Raw genomic sequence first — 21,948 nt, forward strand, 5'->3', positions numbered from 1 at the left:
AACTCCAGGCCGTGTGAAAACTACTGTGCTCGGTTATACCGCGTTAAAAACAGGCTCAAAATGCTCATTTACACTACGTAAACTGCGCTTTTTCATCTGTTTTTGCCTTGTCTAACCTTCGCTCGCTACGTTTTCACACGGCCTAACTCGCAAATTTCGAATCGTTGGTTATTCGCTAAAAATACCATTGAGAATAAAGTTTTCACGCTAATAAACGTTTGTTCGCTATTAGCTCTCCTGGATAAGCCTCATAAACTATCCGCTCACTTCTTCGCCTTGTCGAGTCGAGCATGAGCACGCGCGTCGTCCGTTTTCCCCTGTTGCTGCTCGGTGCGTTTGCCGCGCTGTATCTGATCTGGGGCTCCACCTACCTGGCTATCCGTATCGGCGTGGAGTCCTGGCCGCCGCTGTTGATGGCTGGTATCCGCTTTCTCGTCGCCGGCTGCCTGATGTATGCCTGGCTGCGTTGGCGTGGCGTGCCGGCGCCAACCGGGCGTGAATGGCGCGCGGCTGGGAAGATTGGGTTTCTGCTGCTGGCCTGCGGCAACGGCGGGGTGACGGTGGCCGAACATTGGGGCGTAGCTTCCGGCGTGGCGGCGTTGGCGGTGGCGACGGTGCCGCTGTTCACCTTGTTGTTCGGGATGTTCTGGGGCCAGCGCAATACCAAATTGGAATGGGCCGGCATTGCCCTCGGCCTGCTGGGGATCGCCTTGCTTAACCTGGGTTCGAACTTGCAGGCGAGCCCGGCGGGCGCGGCGTTGATCCTGTTCGCCGCGGCCAGTTGGGCGTTTGGTTCGATGTGGGGCAAGTCACTGCCGTTACCCAACGGACCGATGGCCAGTGCGGCGGAGATGCTCGTGGGGGGCGCGGTGCTGCTGATCGGTAGCCTGCTCAGTGGCGAGCGGCTGACGCAGATGCCCAGCGCCGCCGGTTGGGGCGCCTTGGCCTATCTGGTGCTGTTCGGCTCGATCATCGCCTTCAGTTCCTACCTCTACCTGCTCAAGCATGTGCGTCCGGCGGCGGCGACCAGTTATGCCTACGTCAATCCGGTGGTGGCAGTGCTGCTCGGCATCCTCTTCGCTGGCGAACAGATCGGCAGTGCGGAATGGCTGGCGATGGTGGTGATCGTCAGTGCGGTGCTGCTGATCGGCCTGCCGCAGTGGCGCCAGCGTCAGGACGAACTGGCGGCTGCGGCTGATTAATGCTCGCCCGGGGCCGACCTAGGAGCCTGTTCATGATCTGCTGCGCGTCGGCCTCCGGCCCACCCTGATCACCGGTAGTGCATATACGTGCTGGTGTCCGTCGATGAAGTCGGGAAGCCGGTTGAAGTGCCGCCCGATGGCGGTCTATGTGGCCATTGCCCTCAGGTCTTTGGCTAGCTCTGGCCAGAGCGGCGATTGGCTCATGACGCGGGTGGCAGAGATGCGCTGCTGGCCGAGCAGTTCGAAAATGGCTGCGCTGATGGACAGCGATTGGGCGAAATCGTCGGCGCACAGCGTCAGCCGTTTCACTAGGCCTTGGCCCCGTAAAACGCCCAGAGCCGGCTCAAGACGAAGGTCACCCCAGCCACCACCAGCAGCACTATGAGCAACGCTACGCGGTAGTCCAGCGGAGTGGTGCACAGCAGGATGAAATACAGCGTCTCGTTGAGCAGAAAGCCAAAGCTGGCCACGGCGAAAAAGCGCGGCAAGGTCTGGCGGTGGGGCAAGTGCCCCGCCTCGAAAGTCTTCAGGCGGTGGCCCCAGTAACTTACCTGGAAGGCCACCAGATAGGCCAGGACGTTGGCGAACAAGGGCGCCAGGCCCAGCGGCACCAGTAGGCTGACCACCAGAAAATGCACCAGCAGGGCGGTTACGCCGACGATGGCAAACCAGAACAGTTCACGACTCATGGTTTGCCGGGTTCATTGAATCGGGTGATTTTGCTGATCAGGTAGGTCGGCCGTTGTTTCACCTCGTTGAAGATCCGCCCGATGTATTCGCCGAGAATCCCGATCGATAACAGTTGCACGCCGCAGAGGAAGGTAATGGCCACCGTCAGGGTTAGCCAGCCGGACAGCGGGTTGCCGAACAGCTGTGTGCGCAAGAACGCCCAGCCGGCGTAGGCAATCGCCAGCAGCGAGATGCAACTGCCGAGCAGGGTCCAGATGCGCAACGGCATGTTGGAGAAGGCAGTCATCCCGGTCATGCCGAGGCTCAGCAAGCGGCGGAAGTTGAAGCTGCTGGTGCCGGCACGGCGTTCCTGGTATTCGATTTCCAGGGCCAGTTGGGAAAACCCCACCCAGTTGTAGAGCCCTTTCATAAAGCGGTTGCGTTCCGGCATCTGGCGCAGGGCGTCCAGCACGCAGCGGTCGAGCACGCGGAAGTCCTGAGTGTTCTGCGGAATCTTGTGCGCTGTGCCGCTGTTGACCAGGGCGTAGAACGTGCGAGTGAAGAGCCGCGTCGCCAGCCTCTGGTGTCCGCGGTAGGGGCGTACGCTGTAGACCATGTCATAGCCGTTGCGCCATTGCCTGAGGAACTCGGGCACCCTTTCCGGCGGATGCTGAAAGTCGCAGTCGATCAATACCGCGACATCGCCCTGGGCATGGTCGATCCCGGCGGTCAGGGCCATTTCTTTGCCGAAGTTGCGCGACAACTGAATCAGGGTCACCGGCAAACCGATGGTTTCGCTGCAGACACGCTTGACGGTGTCGTCCTGGCTGCCGTCGTCCACCACCAACAGCTCATGCCGGTAGCCGGCCGTGCTGAGCACACGGTGCAGGGTTTGCAGCATCGGGACGATATTACTTTCTTCGTTGTAGGCCGGGATGATGCAGCTCACCAGCGGGTCTAGCGGGCGCTGGATCGCGCGTTGTTCGAGGGGGTAGGAGTGCACAAAGGTGTCCATCATGGCTTCACCTGACTGGTCCTGAATCCGTTGCGTTCGCGCAACAACAGTATGTGGTCTTTTCTCACCGGGATGCTGGCGACCTGTTCGAAACGCGCCAACAGCTCGGCGGGGAGTTGCGGGCGGTCGGCGGCGTTGAGCACCAGATAATCGCGACTCGGGTGGTCGGTCAGTTGCTCGAGTTGCGCGGCGTCATGGGTGGTTTTCGCGCGGCCGGCGGAATAGAACTCGGCAGAGAATTCGCGGCGGCTGTCCCAGTACACCAGAGCACTGTCCTGGGTCGGCTGCGCATGCTGCCAGGCGGCAATCACGGCCTTCTGCGTGCGCAGGAACTGATCCGAGCTCAGGGCATTGAGCAGCAACAGCACGCCGAACAGTGCCCCGGTGCTAGCGGCGATCCAGGGCAGGCTGCTGCGCTCGGAAGGGCTGCGCGCACGGCTCCACAGCTCGGCGAACAACAGTGCGCAACCGGGCAGCATGGGCAACGAGTAGGGGAAAATGATATGGCCCGAGAGGCTGAAGAACAGCGGCGTCATCACCGTCCATAGGCACAGATAAAGCAGCCAGCCTTCCTGATCCGGCAGCAATGCACTGAGCTGGTGGCGCTGGCGGAACAGCCAGACGAGCATGGCGATCGACCAGGGGAACAGGGCGCCGAGTGCATAGAGCCAGATCAGCCCGTGCGGGGTGTTGTGGGCGAAGCCGTACTTGTCGCCGTGCCAGCCAGGGTCGAGGAAGCGGTGGACGTTTTCGCCCATGATGAAGTAGTCGAGAAAGCCGGGGGTCCGCGCTTCGGCCAGCAGGTACCAGGGCAGCGCGATGACCAGCATCAGCAGGCTGCCGGTGATCCACGGCAGGTTATGCCAGAGGTCCTGCCACTGCTTGCGGAGCAGCACCCAGAAGAAAATCGGCAGGCCGGCGAGCACCAGAGCCAGCGGCCCCTTGGCCAGCAAGCCGAGGCCCAGCCCGACAAAGAACAGATAACGCCACAGGCGCTCTGGCTGGCGCATAGCGTGCCAGAACGCCACTTGGCTCAATGTGACGCAAAACAGAAAGGCGGGGTCGGTCATCACGCTGCCAGCGGCGATGAAGAACAACAGACCACCGGCGAGAAACAGCGTCGCCGCGGTTGCGGCATCTCGACCGCTATGCCGCCGCGCGAGATCGAAGGTCAGCCACAGCGTGGCGAGTGAGACCAATAACGAGGGGAGTCGTGCGGCCAACGCGTTCTGCCCAAACAGGCCCATGGCCGAGGCTGACAGCCAGGTCGACAGCGGCGGCTTGGCCCAGAACGGCACGCCATAGTCATGCAGCGGGGTTACCCAGTTGCCGGTTTCCAGCATCTTGCGGGCAATCTCGGCATAGCGGGCTTCGGTCGTGTCGGTCAGCGGGATGTAGTACATCAAGACCACACGCATGACCAGCAGGGCCAGGAGAACCAAGAGCGCCGTGCGTTGCCAGGTCAGGTGTCGAGAATCTTGCATGGGGGAAACGGCCTCTAAACGCGACATCGAAGCGTGCTGGCCGTGCTCGGTACAGCAGCGCTGATACTGGGGTTGAAGGCTGTCAAACGATTCTGGCTAATCATCGCGCTACCCTGCGGTTATCCGGTTGGTAAAAATCTTGGTCGATGAGCAGGCTCTGCCGTAGCGGCCGCACAGCACCGTCTGTATTAAGTAAAGATGGCATTGCGACAAAGCACATAAGCGCCGAGCGGACACCCGTAGCATTCGCTGGGCGTCCACCAGAGAAAGCCTGCGGTGGGGCTAATCGAATGTTTGTGAAAAATTGCGCCTTAGCTAGCGCTCAGGTAACGAGGCTCGGTTGGCGCCGGTTGCAGGTTTGTGCGGCAATAAAAAGCCCCGCACGCGGGGCTGAGACGTTGCTTGATACGGTCGTTGAGGACGGCCGCGCGTGATCAATAACCGACGGTAAAGCGCTGTTGCCGATGCTGTGGCTGCTCGGTCTCGTCGAGCAGGGCTACAGCCAGGTCGGCGACGCTGATGCTGGCCGGCGCCTCGCCATTCATCAGCAACTGTTCGCCACCGAGGCGGAACTGCCCAGTGCGCTCGCCCGGTTGCAGCAGCGCCGGCGGGGAGAGGAAGGTCCAGTCCAGTGAGTGTTCTTCGCGCAGCAGTTGCAGGGCCTGGCGTGCGCCCTCCGCACCGTCTCGGTATTTGGCCGGGAAGTCCGGGGTATCGATCAGTTGCAGCCCCGGTGCGACGTACAGGCTGCCGGCACCGCCGACTACCAGCAGGCGCTCCACTCCGGCCTGCTTGACCCCGGCCACGATGGCTTGGCTACCTTGAATAAACAGCGCCCGGATATCCGCCTTGCCCCAGCCTGGGTTGAAGGCGCTGATCACCGCGTCATGCCCGGCGACAGCCTGCGCGACTGCGGCGGCGTCATAGGCATTAACCTTTAGCGCAGTCAGATTGGCGTGTCGCGGCAGCTTCTCCGGGTGCTGGACGATAGCGCTGACCTGATGGCCGCGATTCAAGGCTTCTTGCAGAACTGCTGCGCCAACAAAGCCGCTGGCGCCGATCAGTGCGAGTTTCATGAGCTGTCTCCAAGTGTGGTGATTCGACGGGAAAGATAATCTCAGATGGATAAATGTGAGAAAAATAGGCTAAAAAGGCTTTAACAATTAAGCAGGGCTTAATAATGGAGCAGTTAAAACGTATGGCGGTGTTTGCCACGGTGGTGGACAACGGCTCGATGGTGGCCGCCGCCGAGGTACTGGGCATGACGGCCTCGGCGGTTAGCCAGCAGATCCGTCGGTTGGAGGAGAGCACTCAGATCAGCCTGCTGCACCGCACCACCCGCAAGCTGACCCTCACCGAGGCTGGCGCCACCTTCTACCGCAGCTGCGCGCAGGTCCTGGAACTGGCCCAGCAGGCCGAACAGCGGCTGGCCGAGTTGCGCGATGCGCCGGTCGGTGAGCTGCGTATCGCCGCACCGGTGGGGTTTGCCGGCGCACGGCTGTGCGCGGCGTTGGCACCATTGCTGGCGGCGCACCGGCAACTCAGGCTCAAACTGTTCTTTCATGATGAACAGATCGATCTGATCGAGCAGCGCATCGATATCGCCATCCGCGTCGGCAACCTGGAAAGCTCCAGCCTAGTGGCGCGGCATATTGCCGACTGGAACTCGGTGCTGTGCGCGGCGCCGGCTTATCTGGCGCGCCAAGGCCCGATCGACCGGCCGGAGCAGTTGATTGGCCTGGACTGGCTAAGCCTGAGTGCCAATCCGCAGCCGCAGCAGTTGATCCTGCGCGGGCCGGGTGGGGCGGAGCAGCGGTTACGGATCGACAGCCGGATCTGCAGTAACAACATCATCGCCGCGCGCGAGTTTGCCCTGGCTGGCATGGGCATTTCCCTGCAGCCGGAGCCGGAAATCCGTGCCGAGCTGGCCAGTGGTCGGCTGCTGCGGGTGTTGCCGGAGTGGCAAGCACCACAACTCGGCATCTATATAGTGACCCCACGGCGCGATGCGCAGCCGGCCAAAGTGCGCTACGCCATCGAGGCGCTGCGGCAACACTTACTCGCCGTCTGAGTTCAACACATAAGCGCGCCACTTCGCGTTCAGTGGTCGGCATCTGCGGCGCGCTGTGAGAGGATGGCGCACATTACAGCTGTTGAGCTTGGCAACACCTGAATCCAGGAGTCTGTCGGGCTCAGGCTTTTTGCAGTACAACCGTTCTAAGATCGACAGACTCCAAGCAACAAAGGACCCGCGATAAAAACTGATGAAGACTCCAAAACGCATTGAACCCCTGATTGAAGATGGCTTGGTCGATGAGGTGCTGCGCCCGCTGATGAGCGGTAAGGAAGCCGCCGTCTATGTGGTGCGCTGCGGTAAAGAATTGCGCTGCGCCAAGGTCTACAAAGAAGCGAACAAACGCAGCTTCCGCCAGGCCGCCGAGTATCAGGAAGGCCGCAAGGTGCGTAACAGCCGTGATGCGCGGGCCATGGCCAAGGGCTCCAAATACGGCCGCAAGGAACAGGAAGACAACTGGCAGAACGCCGAAGTGGCCGCCTTGTTCCGCCTGGCCAACGCCGGCGTGCGGGTGCCCAAGCCGTATGACTTCCTCGAAGGCGTGCTGCTGATGGAGTTGGTGGCCGACGGCTACGGCGATGCGGCGCCGCGTTTGAATGATGTGGTGATGGAGTCGGAGCAAGCGCGCGAGTACCACACCTTCCTGATCCGCCAGATCGTGCGGATGCTTTGCGCCGGGTTGGTGCATGGCGATTTGTCCGAATTCAACGTACTGCTCGACGCCGACGGCCCGGTGATCATCGACCTGCCGCAGGCGGTGGACGCGGCGGGCAATAACCACGCCTTCAGCATGCTCGAGCGGGATGTCGGCAACATGGCCACCTACTTCGGCCGTTTCGCCCCGGAGCTGAAAACTACCAAGTACGCCAAGGAAATGTGGGCGCTGTACGAGGCCGGCACCCTGCATCCGCTCAGCCCGCTGACTGGCGAATTCGACGAGCCGGAGGAGTTGGCCGATGTCGATGGCGTGATCCGCGAAATCGAAGCGGCGCGTTTGGACGAGATCCGCCGCCAGGCCGCCCGCGCCGAGGTGGATGGCCCACCGAAAGCCGAAGAACCGCCACCGCCGCCGTGGCTGCAGTAGGCTTCGACTGAAGCCTTATCCGTAGGCTGGGTAGAGCCGTTTTTTAGCGAAACCCAGCTTGCGGCTGAATCGACGCCGACTGTTGCCCAGTAACGGTACTCATACATTCCCCAGACAAGCTGCTAGCGTGCTCTGAGCCACCTCGGAGCGTTCGCCATGTCCTTGCCTCACGCTTTGCTCGCCTTGCTGGTGACCCTGATTTGGGGCATCAACTTCGTGGTGATCAAGGTCGGCCTGCTGTTCGTCGGCATGCATCTGGGTATGCCAGCCGGGCTGTCTTCGCTGGTGCTGCAAAGCCAGGTGTTCTTTACCGTGCTGATCGCCACGCTGTTGCTGGGTGAACGCCCCACGCTGCGCGCCCTGGCTGGCTTGCGCACTGGTGTTCGTCGGGCTGGCGATCACCGTGCTGCCAAAAGATCTGTTGCGGCGGCTGGTCAGTTGGTAGGGTGGCTAACCTTTTTTTCTCCACCGAGCGCTGCTTCTTCAGTGGCAAGCGCCATTCGACGCCAGGTCTTTAAGGATCGGGCAATCCGGACGCTGATCGCCGTGGCAGTGTTCGACCAGATCCTCCAGGGTGTCGCGCAGGCCACTGAGTTCGGCGATCTTGAGGTTGAGTTCGTCGATATGGCGGTGCGCCAGCGCTTTTACATCGGCGCTGGCGCGTTGGCGGTCTTGCCAGAGGGCGAGCAATTTGCCGACTTCCTCCAGCGAAAACCCCAGGTCGCGTGAACGCTTGATAAACGCCAGGGTGTGCAAGTCCTGCGCATTGTAGCGGCGGTAGCCGCTGTCGCTGCGGCTGGCTGGCTGGAGCAGGCCAATGGCTTCGTAATAACGAATCATTTTGGCGCTCAGGCCGCTGATTTTGGCTGCTTGGCCGATGTTCATCACTCTCTCCAGGTCATTCTGCTAGGAGCCAGTTCTGCTCGCGATCGCCAGCAGAGCTGGCTCCTACAGGTTCAACGTCGGGCACCGCACGGGTTAGGTGTGATCTTTAGGTTTCCAGGTTTTCAGTAGCAGCGCGTTGCTCACCACGCTGACACTGGACAGCGCCATGGCGGCTCCGGCGAGCACCGGGTTGAGCAGACCGAAAGCCGCCAGCGGAATACCGACCAGGTTGTAGATAAAGGCCCAGAACAGGTTTTGCCGAATTTTGTTGTAGGTGCGCCGGCTGATCTCCAGCGCCGCCGGCACCAGCCGTGGGTCGCCGCGCATCAGGGTGATGCCGGCCGCGTGCATGGCCACATCGGTGCCGCCGCCCATGGCGATGCCGACATCCGCGGCGGCCAGGGCTGGGGCGTCGTTGATGCCGTCACCGACCATCGCCACCACGGCGTTTTTTTGCAGTTGGGCGATGATCGCGGATTTGTCGGCAGGTAGCACTTCGGCATGTACATCGGTGATCCCCAGAGCGGCGGCCACAACCTGGGCGCTGCCGTGGTTATCGCCGGTAATCAGGTGGCTGCGGATGCCGCGCGCGTTCAACTGGCGGATCGCCTGCGTGGCGCCAGGCTTGAGACTATCACCAAAGGCGAACAGGCCGAGCACCCGGGGCTGCGGCGCCTGTTCGATCAGCCAGGACAGGGTGCGGCCCTCGGCCTCCCAGGCCTGAGCCGAGGCCGCCAGTTCGCCGGCCGGCAAGCCGCTTTCTGCCAACAGTCGGCGATTGCCCAGGGCCAGTTGGCGACCGTCCACGGTGCCGGCTATGCCACGACCGGCCAGCGCCTGGCTGGCAGTGGCGCTACTCACCTCGAGGCCGCGCGCCTGGCAGGCGGCCAGCACGGCCCTGGCCAATGGATGTTCGCTGCCCCGTTGCAGCGCCCCCGCCAGTTGCAATAAACCATTGTGATCCCCGCCAACACCGTGATCCTCTTTGCCGCCGTCATCCCCGCGAAGGCGGGGACCCAATAAAGAGGCAAGGTGGACGATTTGCGCGGTGCCCGAGGTCAGGGTTCCGGTCTTGTCGAAGGCAATGGCGCTTATCGCATGGGCGACCTCCAGGGCTTCGGCGTCCTTGATCAGGATGCCGTGGCGCGCGGCCACGCCGGTGCCGGCCATGATCGCAGTCGGTGTGGCCAGGCCCAAGGCGCAGGGGCAGGCGATCACCAGCACCGCCACCGCGTTGAGCAGCGCGGTTTCCAGCGAGCTGCCGGCCCTCAGCCAGCCGAGCAGAGTGGCGGCGGCAATGGCGATGACCAGCGGGACGAAGACCGTGCTGACCTTATCCACCAGCTTCTGGATCGGCGCCTTGGCCGCCTGCGCGTCTTCCACCAGGCGGATGATCCGCGCCAGCACGGTTTCCCCGCCGAGGGCGCGGGTGCGCACTAACAGCCGGCCTTCGCCGTTGATGGCGCCAGCGGTAACCGGGTCGCCGGGTTGCTTGGGCACCGGCAGGTTTTCGCCGCTGATCAGCGCTTCGTCGGCGTGGCTCTGGCCTTCGATGACATCGCCATCTACCGGGAAGCGCTCACCGGGCTTGACCACGATGAGATCGTCCAGCCGCAACGCGGCAATGGCGACCGGCTCTTCGTGACCGTCGCGCAGGCGAATGGCGTGCTCCGGGCGCAGCGCTTCGAGGGCGCGGATGGCGCTGGCGGTCTGGCGCTTGGCACGGCTTTCCAGGTATTTGCCGAGCAGCACCAGGCTAATCACCACGGCAGCGGCTTCGAGGTACAGGTGCGGCATGGCGCCGGCGGGGGCCGTCCACCATTGATAGAGGCTTAGGCCATAGGCCGCGCTGGTACCCAACGCGACCAGCAGATCCATATTCCCGGCGCCAGCGCGCACGGCTTTGTAGGCCGCTTTATAGAAGCGCGCGCCGAGGATGAACTGCACCGGCGTGGCCAGGGCGAACTGGGCCCAGACCGGCAACATCCAGTGCAGGCCAAACCATTCCAGCAACATTGGTGCGAGCAGTGGCAGCGCCAGCGCAATCGCCAGCAACACGGCCCAACGTTCGTGTTGCAGGTGCTGTTCGGGAGAGGTGGCGGGGCGGCTCTCATCCAGTCTTTCTGCGTGATAGCCGGCGGCCTCGATGGCTTGGAGGAGAAGGCTGCTGTCGAGGCTGTCGAGCACTTGCAGATGCGCGCGTTCACTGGCCAGGTTGACGGTCACCGAGCGCACTCCGGGGACTTTTTCCAGGGCGCGTTCGACGCGGCCGACACAGCTGGCGCAGGTCATACCGTCGATGGCGAGTTCCAGGCGCTGGCTGGGGACCTGGTAACCGGCGCTTTCCACCGCGTCGATCAGGGCCGGCAGGTCGGTGTCGGCCGCCTCGATGCGCGCTTGCTCGGTGGCCAGGTTGACGCTGGCGCGTTGTACCCCTGGGACTTTCTGCAAAGCCCGTTCGACGCGGCCGGCACAGCTGGCGCAGGTCATACCGGCGATGGGCAGGTCGAAGGCGGTCAAGCTGGACATGGAGCGATCTCCTGTGAGTTCGCCCACAGGATCAACCTTGACCCCTGGGCAAGGTCAAGCCTTTGCTCAGAACTTATTCTCAGCGGCTGGTCGGGGCCGCCAGCAGGTACAGGCCTTCGGTGCTGAGGGCGATGCGGTATTTGCGGATTTCACCGGCCCGCAGGTTGATCAACTGGCTTTTGAGCTGGGCGATACCAGGCCGACAGATACCGGGGCCAACCAGGCTGAGACGCACCGAGACAGTGCCCGGCGGTAAGTTGAAAGAGACCGACTGCCCCTGGTAAAGGCGTGCGGCCAGTTGATCCTGCAAATACAGGCCAATGTCGCAGGGATTGGCGACCTCTAAACGTTCGCGGGAGATGATCAGCACGCCATAGCCGTCGGATTGTGGCGTCTTGGCATCGGGTACTTCAGCCAAGGCCCAGGGCGGCAGCACCAGTACGGCAAGCCAACTAAGGTTGAAGCGACGCATGCAACACCTCCTGGTCGGCAAGAGCCTGCTGGAATGTTGGCCGAGTTGTGGGTTGTCGACAAGTTTAGGCCGGTCACGGTCTTGACCTTACCCAGGGGGCAAGGTCGATGCTTGAAGCACAAGATTCAGTTATCCGTTCACTCAGGAGAGTAAGCATGCAAACGTTCAAGGTGCAGGGCATGTCCTGCGGACACTGCGCGCGGGCCATCACTCAGGCGCTGCAAGCGCGTGATCCGCAGGCCGAGGTGCAGGTGGATATCGCCGCCGGCGAGGTGCGGGTGGCCAGCCACTTGCCGCGGGAAACGGTAGCTGCGGCAATTCGAGAGGAAGGTTACGCGGTGAGTCCGTAGGGCGGGCTTCAGCCCACCGATGCAAGGTTTTCGGTGGGCTAAAGCCCACCCTACAAAGCCGCGCGCGGGCCATCACTCAGGCGCTGCAAGCGCGTGATCCGCAGGCCGAGGTGCAGGTGGATATCGCCGCCGGCGAGGTGCGGGTGGCCAGTCACTTGCCGCGGGAAACGGTAGCTGCGGCAATTCGCGAGGAGGGTTACGCGGTGAGTCCGTAGGGTGGGCTTCAGCCCACCGATGCAAGGTATTCGGTGGGCTGAAGCCCACCCTACAAAGCTCGCTGCTATTGCCAGTCGCGGGCCAAGCCGCGAAACAATGCGTCGATCATCGCGGCGGTGTCGTGCAAGGGATCGAACAGCGTCGGGTCGCGCAGCCAGTCACTGAACAGGCCGACGATCATCGCGTGCAGGGCGCGAGCGGCGAGGTGCGGGGTCATGCCCGGTTGCAGGCGGCCGCGCGCATCGGCACGGCTCAGCAGCTCCTCACAGAGGGCGATGAACTGGTTGATAAAGGCATTGTGGCGGTCTTCGGCGTCACGCAACTCATCGGTGAATTCGCAACGGTGCAACAGGATGGTGAGGATACGCCGCCGCTGTTCATCCCGTGCCAGGTTCTCCAGGGCTTCCACGCAGAGATTGCGCAGAGTCTGCAGGGGGTCTTGCTCGTTGCAGCAGGATAGGAATTCGGCCATTTGCTCCGGAGGCAGGCGCACTTGATTGAGCATTTCGTGAAACAAATGGGCCTTGTTCTGGAAATGCCAATACACCGCACCGCGGGTCACCTCGGCGCTGCGGGCGATCTGCTCGAGCGTGGTGTGGGCCACGCCCTTTTCCAGAAACAGCATTTCCGCCGCCAGGAGGATGGCACTGCGGGTCTTCTCGGCTTCTTCTTTAGTGCGGCGCATGGCGGCTAGGGTATTTCTGGCTAGGCTCTTGTTTGGGGACTGAGTGTAATGAGTTTTATGCCGATATTCTGTTTACAAGCATGAATGTATGTAATTAGCATCGCTGCTCGGTTGCTTTCGCCCGCTTTGGCTTGTCATGGAGACCTCTATGTTGTTTGCTCGCCGCTTTTCTTCTGTCCTCAGGATTTTTGCGCTCAGTACCGCTTTGGGACAGTACGCACTGGCGGCCGACGCCCCTGTTGCAGCCCCGCCTGCGCCAGAGGTCACGGTGGAAACGGTCAGCGTCGCGCCCTTTCCGCTGGAGCTAGAGTACGCCGGGCGCACCGCTGGTTACCGCGAGGTGGAGGTGCGGGCGCAGGTCAGCGGCATTCTGCAGCAGCGCACCTACGATGAGGGCAGTCGGGTCAAGCAGGGGCAAATTCTGTTTCGCATCGACCCCAGGTCTTACCAGGCCGCTCTCGGGCAGGCCAAGGGCGCGCTCGCCCAAGCCGAGGCGCGCTATCGGCAGACCGGTCGCGATCTCAAGCGGATCCGCGAGCTGGAGAAAAAGGGCTACGCCAGCGAGAGCGAGCTGGATAACGCGATCTCCAACTTCGAGCAGAGCAAGGCCAATGTCGAGGCGGCCAAGGCCGAGGTGCAGGCCAAGCAGATCGACCTCGACTACACCACGGTAGAAGCGCCGATCTCGGGCATGACCAGCAAGGAAACCCGCTCGGAAGGTAGCCTGGTCGCGGCGAACGATCCGAATACCAGCCTGCTGACCCAGCTGACCCAGCTCGATCCGCTCTATGTCAACTTCGCCTACCCGGACACCGAGGCCGAGCGCCTGCGTGACGGGGTGCAGAGCGGCGAGCTGGTGCTGCCGGCGGACGGTAAGTTGTTTGCCGTGCTCAAGTTCGGCGACGGCAGCGCCTACCCACTCGAAGGGCGGGTGGACTTCACCGACAGCTTCGTCAATACCGGCACCGGCACGGTCAGCGCCCGTGCCGTGGTGCCCAATCCTGAGCAGAAACTGCTGCCTGGGCAGTTCGTGCGGGTGCTGATCAAAGGCATCAGCCGACCGAATGCCGTGACCGTGCCCGAGCGCGCGCTGGCACAGGGGCCGCGTGGCACCTTCGTGTATGTGGTCGACGACCAGGGGATGGCGCGGGTGCGCCAGGTCGCCACTGGGCAGACCTCCGGCGGTCGCTGGGTGATCGAGTCCGGCGTCGCCGCCGGCGACCGGGTGATTGTCGAGGGCCTGCCGAAGGTGCGCCCCGATCAGCCGGTCAAGGCGGTCGAGGCCAGCGCCAAACCGTCTGAAACCCAACCCGCCAAAAAGTCCTAAGGAGCGCCTAACGTGATTTCGCGCTTCTTTATCGACCGACCGATCTTCGCCACGGTCATTTCCATCGTCATCGTGCTGGCCGGCCTCGCCGCCATGCGTGCGCTACCGATCGCCCAATACCCGGAGATCCTGCCACCGCAGGTCTCGGTCAGCGCTTCCTATCCGGGCGCCAGCTCCCAGGTTATCGCGGAAACCGTGGCCGCACCGCTGGAGCAGGAAATCAACGGTGTCGAGAACATGATCTACCAGCTGTCCAACTCCGACAGCAGCGGGGCCATGAGCCTGACGGTGTATTTCCAGGTCGGCACCGACCCGGACCAGGCCACCATCAACGTCAACAACAAGGTGCAGGCGGCGCTGGCTAAATTGCCCGAGGAGGTGCGCCGACAAGGGGTGAAGGTGGAGAAGAAATCCTCCGACATCCTCCAGGTGATCACCCTGTACTCGCCGGACAATTCGCGCGATCCGATCTTCATCAGCAACTACGCGCTGATCAACGTGATCGATGAGATCAAGCGTCTGCCCGGTGTCGGCGACGCCAGCCAGTTCGGCTCCAAGGACTACTCCATGCGCATCTGGCTGCGGCCGGACAAGCTGGCACAGTACGACCTGACCCCGAGCGATGTGGTTAATGCGATTCAGGAGCAGAACTCGCAGTTCGCCGCCGGCAGCTTTGGCCGGCAGCCGCTCAAGCAGGAGCAGGACTTCACCTATACGGTGACTACCCAGGGTCGCTTCACCAAACAGGCGGAGTTCGAGAACGTCATCCTGCGCACCGATGCGACCGGTGCCAGCCTGTTGCTCAAGGACGTCGCCAGGGTCGAGTTGGGCGCCCAGGACTACTCACTGATGACCTCGCTGAACGGCCAGCAGAATGCCGCATTCGGCATCTACCTGCAGCCGGGGGCGAATGCCCTGGACACCGCCGATGCGGTAGAGGCGACCATGGAGCGTCTGGCCAAGCGCTTCCCGGAGGGCATCACCTACAAGATCCCCTACGACACCACCAAGTTCGTCAAGGTCTCGATCAAGGAGGTGATCCACACCTTCTTCGAGGCGCTGGCGCTGGTGGTGCTGGTGGTTTTCGTCTTCCTGCAGAACTGGCGCGCCACGCTGATCCCGGTGCTGGCGATTCCGGTGTCGTTGATCGGCACCTTCGCCGGTATGTACATGCTCGGTTTCTCGATCAACCTGTTGACCCTGTTCGGCATGGTGCTGGCCATCGGTATCGTCGTGGACGACGCCATCGTGGTGCTGGAGAACGTCGAGCGGGTAATGCGCACCGAGAAGCTCGGCCCGCGTGACGCGGCGATCAAGGCGATGGAAGAGGTGACCGGGCCGATCATCGCGATCGTGCTGGTGCTCTGTGCGGTATTCATCCCGGTCGGTTTTCTCGGTGGCCTGGCTGGGCAGATGTACAAACAGTTCGCGATCACCATCGCGGTCTCGGTGGCGGTTTCCGGGCTGGTGGCGCTGACCTTGTCGCCGGCACTCTGCGCACTGCTGCTCAAGCCCGGCGAGCATGAGCCGGCGGCGCCGTTCCGCTGGTTCAACCGGGTCTTCGATCGTGCCACCGCCGGTTATGGCGCCGGGGTGCAATTCTTTCTCAAGCGCTCGGCGGTGGGTCTGTTGCTGTTCGGCGGGATGATCGCGCTGATGGTCGTGCTGTTTGGCCGGGTGCCAGGCTCTCTGGTGCCGGACGAGGACCAGGGGTATGTGCTCAACGCCTACTTCCTGCCGCCAGCGGCCTCGCTGACCCGTACCGAGAAAGTCACCGGTGCCGTCACCGAGGAGTTGATGAAGCACCCGGCGGTGCAGGATGTGGTGACCTTTGCCGGCTTCGACATTCTCACCTTTGGCACTCGCAGCAACGCCGGGGTTTCGTTCGTGCCGTTGAAGGATTGGGACGAGCGGACCACGCCGGAGCTGGACGCGCGCAACCTGACCCATGAGTTCATGGCCATGGGCGCGAAGCAGAAAGATGGGGTGGTGATGACGTTCAATCCGCCGCCGATCACCGGTATGAGTACCACCGGTGGCTTCGAGGCGTACATCCAGGATCGCAGCGGTGGCAGCAGCGAGCAGCTGCAAGCGATGGTGCAGAAGTTCCTCGCCGAGGCGGCCAAGCGCCCTGAGCTGGCGGGGGTCAACACCACCTTCAACGCCGATGTGCCGCAGTACTACATTGATCTCGACCGCACCAAGGCACGTGCCTTGGGCGTGGCGGTCAACGATGTGTTCACCGCCATGCAGGCGACCTTCGGCAGCTACTACGTCAACGACTTCACCCTCTACGGGCGAACCTGGCAGGTCAGCCTGCAGGCCGAGTCGGAGTTCCGCCGCAAGCCGGAAGACCTCAGCCAGGTTTACGTGCGCTCGGCCAGCAATGACCTGGTGCCGCTGTCGTCGCTGGTGAGCGTGCAGCGCATCCTTGGGCCAGACAGCTACGCGCGCTTCAACGTCTACCCGGCGGCCAAGGTGCTCGGCGGGCCGGCCAAGGGCTACAGCTCGGGGCAGGCGCTGGCGGCCATGCAAGAGGTGGCCGATCAGGTGCTGGGCGAGGATTACAGCATCGGTTGGATTGGCTCGGCCTACCAGGAGCTGGCGTCCCAGGGCTCCGGCAGTACTGCGTTCGTTTTCGGCTTGATCATGGTGTTCCTGATCCTCGCCGCGCAGTACGAGCGCTGGACCTTGCCGGTGGCAGTGGTCACCGCGGTGCCCTTCGCGGTATTCGGCGCGATCCTGGCGATCTGGCTGCGGGGTATCCAGAACGATGTGTACTTCCAGGTCGGCTTGGTGACCTTGATCGGTCTGGCGGCGAAGAACGCCATCCTGATCGTCGAGTTCGCCGTGCTCTGCCGGGAACAAGGCATGGGTATCTACGAGTCGGCGCTGGAGGCAGCCAAGCTGCGCTTCCGGCCGATCGTGATGACCTCGCTGGCCTTCATCCTCGGTTGCGTACCTTTGGCCATTAGCAGCGGCGCGGGTTCGGCCAGCCGCCACTCGATCGGTACCGGGGTGATTGGTGGCATGCTGGCCGCGACCATCCTGGCGACCTTCATGATTCCGATGTTCTACCTGTTGGTGGAGTCGGCGGCAGCGAAGCTCAGCAAAGATAAGACCCCCGAGGCTGTGGTTCACGACGAGTAGAAGAGTAGGGGGGCAATCCACCAACCGAGCCAACGGGCCGGCCGCCTGTTGGCGGTGCCTTCGGCACCGATGGTGGGTGCAACCACCCTACATTGCTGAGTGCGTCTGTTGTTGGATATCCGATGAATCTACGAGTGCTCTTGATCCTCGGTGCGTTAAGCGCTTTCGCACCGTTGGCGATCGATTTTTACCTCCCGAGTTTTCCCACGCTGGCGCGGGTTTTCGCGACAGATGTCGAACATGTGCAGCTGTCACTGGCGGTCTACTTTATCGGCTTGGCGATCGGCCAGTTGGCTTATGGGCCGCTGGCGGATCGTTATGGCCGGCGCGGGCCGCTGCTGGTCGGCGTGCTGCTGTTCACCCTGGCGTCGGTGGCTTGTGCGCTGGCTCCGAGCTTGGAGTGGCTGATCGCTGCCCGTTTCGTTCAGGCGCTTGGCGGCTGTGCCGGGATGGTGGTGTCGCGCGCGGTGGTGCGCGACCTCTGTGACCCTATCCATTCGGCCAAGGTGTTTTCCCAACTGATGCTGGTGATGGGCCTGGCGCCGATTCTGGCGCCGTTCGCCGGTGGTGTGCTGTTGGGGGTTTTTGGCTGGCAGTCGATTTTCTATTGCCTGACCGGGTTCAGTGCGTTGTGCGCAGTAGGTGTTGCGCTCTGGTTGCCGGAGACCATCCCCGTTGGTTTGACGCGCCCGCCACTGCGCGGTGCCTTCAGGCAATACCAGCGGCTGTTCGCCAATAGCCAGTTCATCGGTCATGCGTTGACCGGCGGGGTGGCGATGGCCGGGATGTTCGCTTACATCGCCGGTTCGCCGTTCGTGTTCATCGAACTGTATGGCGTGCCGGCCGAGCACTACGGTTGGCTGTTCGGTAGCAATGCGGCGGGCTTCATCCTAATGGCTCAGGTCAACGCGCGGATGTTGCGCCGCCATGGCCCGGCGTATTGGTTGGTCAGGGTGGTGTGGTTCTACCTGGCTTGTGCGCTGATCCTGCTCGGGCTGACGGCACTGCGCCCGGCGGCACTATGGCCGCTACTGATTCCACTCTTTGGTTGCATCGCCAGCCTCGGTTGCATCATCCCCAACGCCTCCGCGTGCGCCATGGCCGGGCAGGGCACGCATGCGGGCAGTGCTTCGGCTTTACTGGGCTGTTTGCAATTCGGCGTAGCCGCCGGTGCGGCGGCTTTGGTCGGTGCGCTACACAATGGCACTGCCTTGCCGATGGCGCTGGTGATCAGTCTGTGTGGTGTCTCGGCAGTGGTGATCGCGCAGCTCACCGCTCGCGCCGGGCCAACCTCACCGCACGGTTTGGGGCCGTACCCTTAGCCGGCGACTCGTTGCTCTATGGCTGGGAAAACGTGTGGCGCGCGCAGCCGCGCTTCGAGGGTGGCGACGAACGCACGAGCCTCGGCCTCGCTGCGAAAGGTCACCGCATGTTGATCCAGGCGTACCTGCCAGCAGGTCCCTTGGGGCTTGGAGAGCGTACGAATAAGGATGTTCATGGCTGCCTCCCGCTGATCGAAGAATGTGCAGTCTAGTCCGCACGCATGAACTTTCTTTGACCTGGATCATCCGCCCGACTGACGGTCGCCAGTCTTTCAGACAGGCAATTGTTCGGGACTTAACGCGGCGCTGCTGAAACGCTAATCCTGGCCACGCCGCAGGTTGCCGCATGGCTGCCGACAACCTGCAGCTCGCAGATCAAAAGCTTTCCAGCACGATTTTGCCTTTGGCCTTGCCGCTTTCAAGCAGGGCATGGGCGCGGCGCAGGTTGCTCGCATTGATACTGCCGAAATGTTCGCCCACGGTGGTTTTCAAAATGCCGCTGTCAATCAACTCCGCCACCCGATTGAGCAGCTTGTGCTGTTCGAGCATGTCCGCGGTTTCGAACAGCGAGCGGGTGTACATGAACTCCCAATGCAGCGACAGGCTCTTGCGCTTGAGCTTGACCACGTCCAGCGCTTTCGGGTCGTCGATCAGCGCCAGTTTGCCTTGCGGTGCCAAGGCTTCGATCAGTTGATCGAAGTGTTGGTCGGTCTGCGTCAGGCTGGCGACATGGGTGACCTGCCCGATGCCGATGCGCTTGAGCTCGGCACTCAGCGGCTGGCTGTGGTCGATCACGTGATGGGCGCCAAGCTCGCGCACCCAGGCTTGGGTTTCGGGGCGTGAGGCGGTGCCGATCACGGTCAGGCCGGTGAGCTGGCGTGCCAGTTGGGTCAGGATCGAACCGACGCCGCCGGCCGCGCCAACGATCAGCAGGCTTTGTTGCTGGTCGGTTTTGTTCTGCGCAATCTGCAGGCGCTCAAACAGCAGTTCCCAGGCTGTGATCGCGGTCAGCGGCAGGGCGGCCGACTGGGTGAAGCTCAGGTTTTTCGGCATGTGTCCGACGATGCGCTCATCGACCACGTGCCGCTCGCTGTTGCCCCCCGCGCGGTTGAGGGCGCCGGCGTAGAACACCTTGTCGCCGACTTCAAACAGGCTGACGTCGCTGCCGACGACTTTGACCACGCCGGCCACATCCCAGCCGAGTACTTTGGCCTGGCCGTTTTCTGGCTGCACGTTCTGGCGGATCTTGGTATCCACCGGGTTGACCGAGATGGCTCTGACTTCGACCAACAGGTCGCGCGGCCCAGGTGTTGGTTCCGGCAGTTCGATGTCTTGCAGCGACTCGGGGTTGTCGATGGCGAGGGACTGGTAATAGGCGATGGCTTTCATGTTGGCTCCTTAGAACCTGTTCAATATCTGGCTGCGCTTGCTCATGCAGCGTTGAAAACGAACTCAAAATGCTCATTTACCACACGTAAACTGCGCTTTTGACTCGCTACGCTCGCCCTGCGGGCCAGCCTTTGGCTGTTACTTCGCTGCGCTACGTTGCGTCCGTTTTCGCCTTACCTGAGCGGCGCTCGCCTAGATCTTGAACAGGCTCTTGGGTGAGCGGATCAGGCGATGCATTACAGCGGGTTGGCGCAGTGGGGCAGCGGTGCTTATCCGTTAACTGAATCCATGGTCGACTATTTCGCGAAGTAGAAAAACCGGGTAGAGATAGAGTCTCCTTCAACTATTTGTTGAAAATAAAGGGCTGAACCATGTTGCGCCTGGATGACCTGCAAATCGTGGTGCGGACTGCCGAGCTCGGCAGTTTGTCCGCCGCAGCCCGTGCCTTGGACGTGTCGCCGGCAGTCGCTAGCGGGGCGCTCAAGCGCTTGGAGCGCCAGCTGGATGTACGACTGTTTGCCCGCTCCACCCGCAGCTTGCGCCTGACCCCGGAGGGCGAGCAATTCCTCGGCTATGCGCGGGCGGCTTTGCAAAACCTAGAAGAAGGTCAGCAACAACTGGCCGGGAGTAAGGTTGGCATCAGCGGCGTATTGCAGCTCTCGGCACCGTCCGATTTTGGCCGCAACGTGCTCCTGCCCTGGCTCGATGAGTTCCAGCAGGAGCACCCGCAACTGAGCCTGCGGCTGCTGCTCGGCGACCGGGTGGCCGATCTGTATCGCCAGCAGGTGGACATCGCCATTCGCTATGGCACGCCGGAAGACTCCAGCCTGGTGGCGTTGCCCCTGGCGGCAAGCAACCGGCGAGTGCTCTGCGCAGCGCCGGCGTACCAGCACCAGCACGGCGAACTGCGGCGGCTGGATCAGCTGGCGCAGCACAATTGCCTGCTGTACATGCTCGGCGGGCGGCTGCATGAACGCTGGCGCTTTCAAGACGGCAAGCGCGAACTCAGCGTGACGGTGAGTGGCAATCGCGTCAGCGATGATGCAGACGTGGTACGCCGCTGGGCCGTGGCTGGTCGCGGCGTGGTCTACAAGTCTTGGCTGGATGTCGCGGACGATGTGCAGGCCGGCCGTTTGCGGGTGTTGTTGCCTGAGCTGCGTGGCGAGTTGGCACCGCTTAACCTAGTCTGTACTCATCGCGCCCAACTGAGTAAAGCGGTGCATTTGCTCCGTGAATTTATCCAGCGCCGCTGCGCCGAACTGCTGGTACGGAAGCCGTGGTCTGGCTAGTTCAGGAGCTTCTGGCTGCGGCAATCGAGCACAGGGCTGGAGCTTGCTATCCGAGGGTGCAATGCTAATGTGCTGTTTCAAAAATAACTGTTCAATTTTGGCGGCGTCTTTTGCCGCCATACTGCGTTGCCGCTCCTCGCCATAGCTGAGCTATGACTCGTCGCGGCGCCTTGTCTGGCAACAAAATCCACTCGCCAATTCTTGAACGTATTTCCGAGACAGCACACTAGAGTCGCGGCCATGGAACTAGCGCGTACTGATCGTTCGCTCATTGCATGGATGCTGTATTTCAGCGTCCTGTTCAATGTGCTCGCCTGCGGTATTGGTCACGGGCAAATGCTCGGCTTGAGCCTGAATGGCGTCGGAGGGGCATTCTGCTCGGCCGAAGGCAACTCCGGCCCGACCCTGGATTCCGGTGCTGGAACCGTATCGGACAGTACCTGGTCGAGCACCTTCAGTTGCCCGCTGTGCGGTACGCTCAGCCTCGGTCTGGCCTTGCTGTTCTGCCTCAGCTGGTTGCGCCGCGCGCCTGACAGTCTGCGCCCTGCGCATGAACCATTCAGTAAGGCTCCTCCCCGCTATACCTGGCCCTCGGCCAACCCCCGCGCCTCCCCCTTCTAACTCTCCTGCTCGGCCCCCGTAGTCGCCTATCGGTGCGCGTTTCCGTGCGTCTGACTTGGCCCGAGGGCGCCGTCACAGCCAGCAGCTGCGCGGGCATGGCAAAGCCTATCCCGCTGCAACCGTGACCAATTACGAGCAGTTCTTTCCCCGAGTCCAATGGGCTGCTGTGGCCTTGCGCTACAGCT

20 protein-coding genes and 1 pseudogene are annotated in these 21,948 nt (G+C 62.4%); 10 read left to right on the plus strand and 11 right to left on the minus strand.

The features are described from left to right. Nucleotides 1-290 precede the first annotated feature (290 nt). Nucleotides 291-1,202 (plus strand): drug/metabolite exporter YedA, encoded by a 912-nt coding sequence (gene yedA / locus D3879_RS08740; RefSeq protein WP_119953701.1) that lies wholly within the window; start codon nucleotides 291-293, stop codon nucleotides 1,200-1,202. A gap of 144 nt (nucleotides 1,203-1,346) precedes the next feature. On the opposite strand, the gene D3879_RS26820 is transcribed toward yedA, so the two are convergent. The 5 genes from D3879_RS26820 to D3879_RS08765 form a co-directional block, all read right to left on the minus strand. Further along, complete coding sequence (locus tag D3879_RS26820; RefSeq protein ID WP_218567815.1) at nucleotides 1,347-1,511, minus strand: ChbG/HpnK family deacetylase; 165 nt, start codon at nucleotides 1,509-1,511, stop codon at nucleotides 1,347-1,349. After that, nucleotides 1,511-1,891 (minus strand): GtrA family protein, encoded by a 381-nt coding sequence (locus D3879_RS08750; RefSeq protein ID WP_119953704.1) that lies wholly within the window; start codon nucleotides 1,889-1,891, stop codon nucleotides 1,511-1,513. Before D3879_RS08750 ends, D3879_RS26820 begins: the two co-directional genes overlap by 1 nt. Continuing rightward, on the minus strand, nucleotides 1,888-2,889 hold the full coding sequence (locus D3879_RS08755) for a glycosyltransferase family 2 protein (RefSeq protein WP_238474217.1): 1,002 nt from the start codon (nucleotides 2,887-2,889) through the stop codon (nucleotides 1,888-1,890). Before D3879_RS08755 ends, D3879_RS08750 begins: the two co-directional genes overlap by 4 nt. After that, on the minus strand, nucleotides 2,886-4,370 hold the full coding sequence (locus D3879_RS08760) for an ArnT family glycosyltransferase (RefSeq protein WP_119953709.1): 1,485 nt from the start codon (nucleotides 4,368-4,370) through the stop codon (nucleotides 2,886-2,888). Before D3879_RS08760 ends, D3879_RS08755 begins: the two co-directional genes overlap by 4 nt. Before the next feature lie 434 nt (nucleotides 4,371-4,804). Beyond that, nucleotides 4,805-5,446 carry an NAD(P)-dependent oxidoreductase gene (locus tag D3879_RS08765; protein ID WP_119953712.1) on the minus strand — a complete coding sequence of 214 codons (642 nt, stop codon included), beginning with the start codon at nucleotides 5,444-5,446 and terminating at the stop codon, nucleotides 4,805-4,807. Between the two features lie 104 nt (nucleotides 5,447-5,550). Between D3879_RS08765 and D3879_RS08770 the strand changes: the two genes are divergently transcribed. The 3 genes and pseudogenes from D3879_RS08770 to D3879_RS08780 form a co-directional block, all read left to right on the plus strand. Next, nucleotides 5,551-6,441: a LysR family transcriptional regulator gene (locus D3879_RS08770; RefSeq protein ID WP_119953714.1), complete on the plus strand. Its 891-nt coding sequence runs from the start codon at nucleotides 5,551-5,553 to the stop codon at nucleotides 6,439-6,441. Nucleotides 6,442-6,634: 193 nt separating this feature from the next. Next, nucleotides 6,635-7,528 (plus strand): PA4780 family RIO1-like protein kinase, encoded by an 894-nt coding sequence (locus D3879_RS08775; protein ID WP_119953717.1) that lies wholly within the window; start codon nucleotides 6,635-6,637, stop codon nucleotides 7,526-7,528. Between the two features lie 156 nt (nucleotides 7,529-7,684). Further along, nucleotides 7,685-7,900 (plus strand): annotated as a pseudogene (locus D3879_RS08780) (EamA family transporter); the annotation flags it as partial. A gap of 111 nt (nucleotides 7,901-8,011) precedes the next feature. Here D3879_RS08780 and cueR read toward each other — a convergent pair. The 3 genes from cueR to D3879_RS08795 all read right to left on the minus strand — a co-directional run bounded on the left by cueR (nucleotide 8,012) and on the right by D3879_RS08795 (nucleotide 11,414). Next, nucleotides 8,012-8,413: a Cu(I)-responsive transcriptional regulator gene (gene cueR, locus D3879_RS08785; protein WP_119953718.1), complete on the minus strand. Its 402-nt coding sequence runs from the start codon at nucleotides 8,411-8,413 to the stop codon at nucleotides 8,012-8,014. Nucleotides 8,414-8,506: 93 nt separating this feature from the next. After that, the gene (locus D3879_RS08790) at nucleotides 8,507-10,942 is read right to left on the minus strand and encodes a heavy metal translocating P-type ATPase (protein WP_119953721.1); all 2,436 of its coding nucleotides are present in this window, start codon (nucleotides 10,940-10,942) and stop codon (nucleotides 8,507-8,509) included. Nucleotides 10,943-11,021: 79 nt separating this feature from the next. Next, on the minus strand, nucleotides 11,022-11,414 hold the full coding sequence (locus D3879_RS08795; RefSeq protein WP_119953723.1) for a hypothetical protein: 393 nt from the start codon (nucleotides 11,412-11,414) through the stop codon (nucleotides 11,022-11,024). Nucleotides 11,415-11,569: 155 nt separating this feature from the next. Between D3879_RS08795 and D3879_RS08800 the strand changes: the two genes are divergently transcribed. Then, entirely contained in the window at nucleotides 11,570-11,764 is a 195-nt protein-coding gene (locus tag D3879_RS08800) for a heavy-metal-associated domain-containing protein (RefSeq protein ID WP_119953725.1), read from the plus strand. A gap of 280 nt (nucleotides 11,765-12,044) precedes the next feature. Here the strand turns inward: D3879_RS08800 and D3879_RS08810 are convergent, their stop codons facing one another. After that, complete coding sequence (locus tag D3879_RS08810) at nucleotides 12,045-12,665, minus strand: TetR family transcriptional regulator (RefSeq protein ID WP_119953729.1); 621 nt, start codon at nucleotides 12,663-12,665, stop codon at nucleotides 12,045-12,047. 148 nt (nucleotides 12,666-12,813) lie between these two features. Here D3879_RS08810 and D3879_RS08815 point away from each other — a divergent pair, with 148 nt between their 5' ends. From D3879_RS08815 to D3879_RS08825, 3 genes are all read left to right on the plus strand, one after another. Continuing rightward, nucleotides 12,814-13,992 carry an efflux RND transporter periplasmic adaptor subunit gene (locus D3879_RS08815; RefSeq protein ID WP_119953731.1) on the plus strand — a complete coding sequence of 393 codons (1,179 nt, stop codon included), beginning with the start codon at nucleotides 12,814-12,816 and terminating at the stop codon, nucleotides 13,990-13,992. A gap of 12 nt (nucleotides 13,993-14,004) precedes the next feature. Beyond that, nucleotides 14,005-17,142, plus strand: coding sequence for an efflux RND transporter permease subunit (locus D3879_RS08820; RefSeq protein WP_119953733.1), 3,138 nt, complete (start codon nucleotides 14,005-14,007; stop codon nucleotides 17,140-17,142). 122 nt (nucleotides 17,143-17,264) lie between these two features. Further along, complete coding sequence (locus D3879_RS08825) at nucleotides 17,265-18,464, plus strand: multidrug effflux MFS transporter (protein ID WP_119953735.1); 1,200 nt, start codon at nucleotides 17,265-17,267, stop codon at nucleotides 18,462-18,464. Here the strand turns inward: D3879_RS08825 and D3879_RS08830 are convergent. Both D3879_RS08830 and D3879_RS08835 read right to left on the minus strand, forming a co-directional pair. Continuing rightward, a complete protein-coding gene (locus D3879_RS08830) occupies nucleotides 18,461-18,640 on the minus strand; it encodes a hypothetical protein (protein ID WP_119953736.1) in 180 nt (59 codons plus the stop codon). The two genes, D3879_RS08825 and D3879_RS08830, sit on opposite strands and share 4 nt — an antisense overlap. A 199-nt stretch (nucleotides 18,641-18,839) precedes the next feature. After that, nucleotides 18,840-19,853: a zinc-binding alcohol dehydrogenase family protein gene (locus tag D3879_RS08835; RefSeq protein WP_119953738.1), complete on the minus strand. Its 1,014-nt coding sequence runs from the start codon at nucleotides 19,851-19,853 to the stop codon at nucleotides 18,840-18,842. A gap of 371 nt (nucleotides 19,854-20,224) precedes the next feature. On the opposite strand from D3879_RS08835, the gene D3879_RS08840 reads away from it, so the two are divergent. Together D3879_RS08840 and D3879_RS08845 are read left to right on the plus strand one after the other, a co-directional pair. After that, complete coding sequence (locus tag D3879_RS08840; protein ID WP_119953740.1) at nucleotides 20,225-21,142, plus strand: LysR family transcriptional regulator; 918 nt, start codon at nucleotides 20,225-20,227, stop codon at nucleotides 21,140-21,142. Between the two features lie 240 nt (nucleotides 21,143-21,382). Further along, the gene (locus D3879_RS08845; RefSeq protein ID WP_119953742.1) at nucleotides 21,383-21,763 is read left to right on the plus strand and encodes a DUF2946 domain-containing protein; all 381 of its coding nucleotides are present in this window, start codon (nucleotides 21,383-21,385) and stop codon (nucleotides 21,761-21,763) included. Nucleotides 21,764-21,948 lie beyond the last annotated feature (185 nt).

It is taken from the genome of Pseudomonas cavernicola (assembly GCF_003596405.1).
GTDB lineage: Bacteria > Pseudomonadota > Gammaproteobacteria > Pseudomonadales > Pseudomonadaceae > Aquipseudomonas > Aquipseudomonas cavernicola.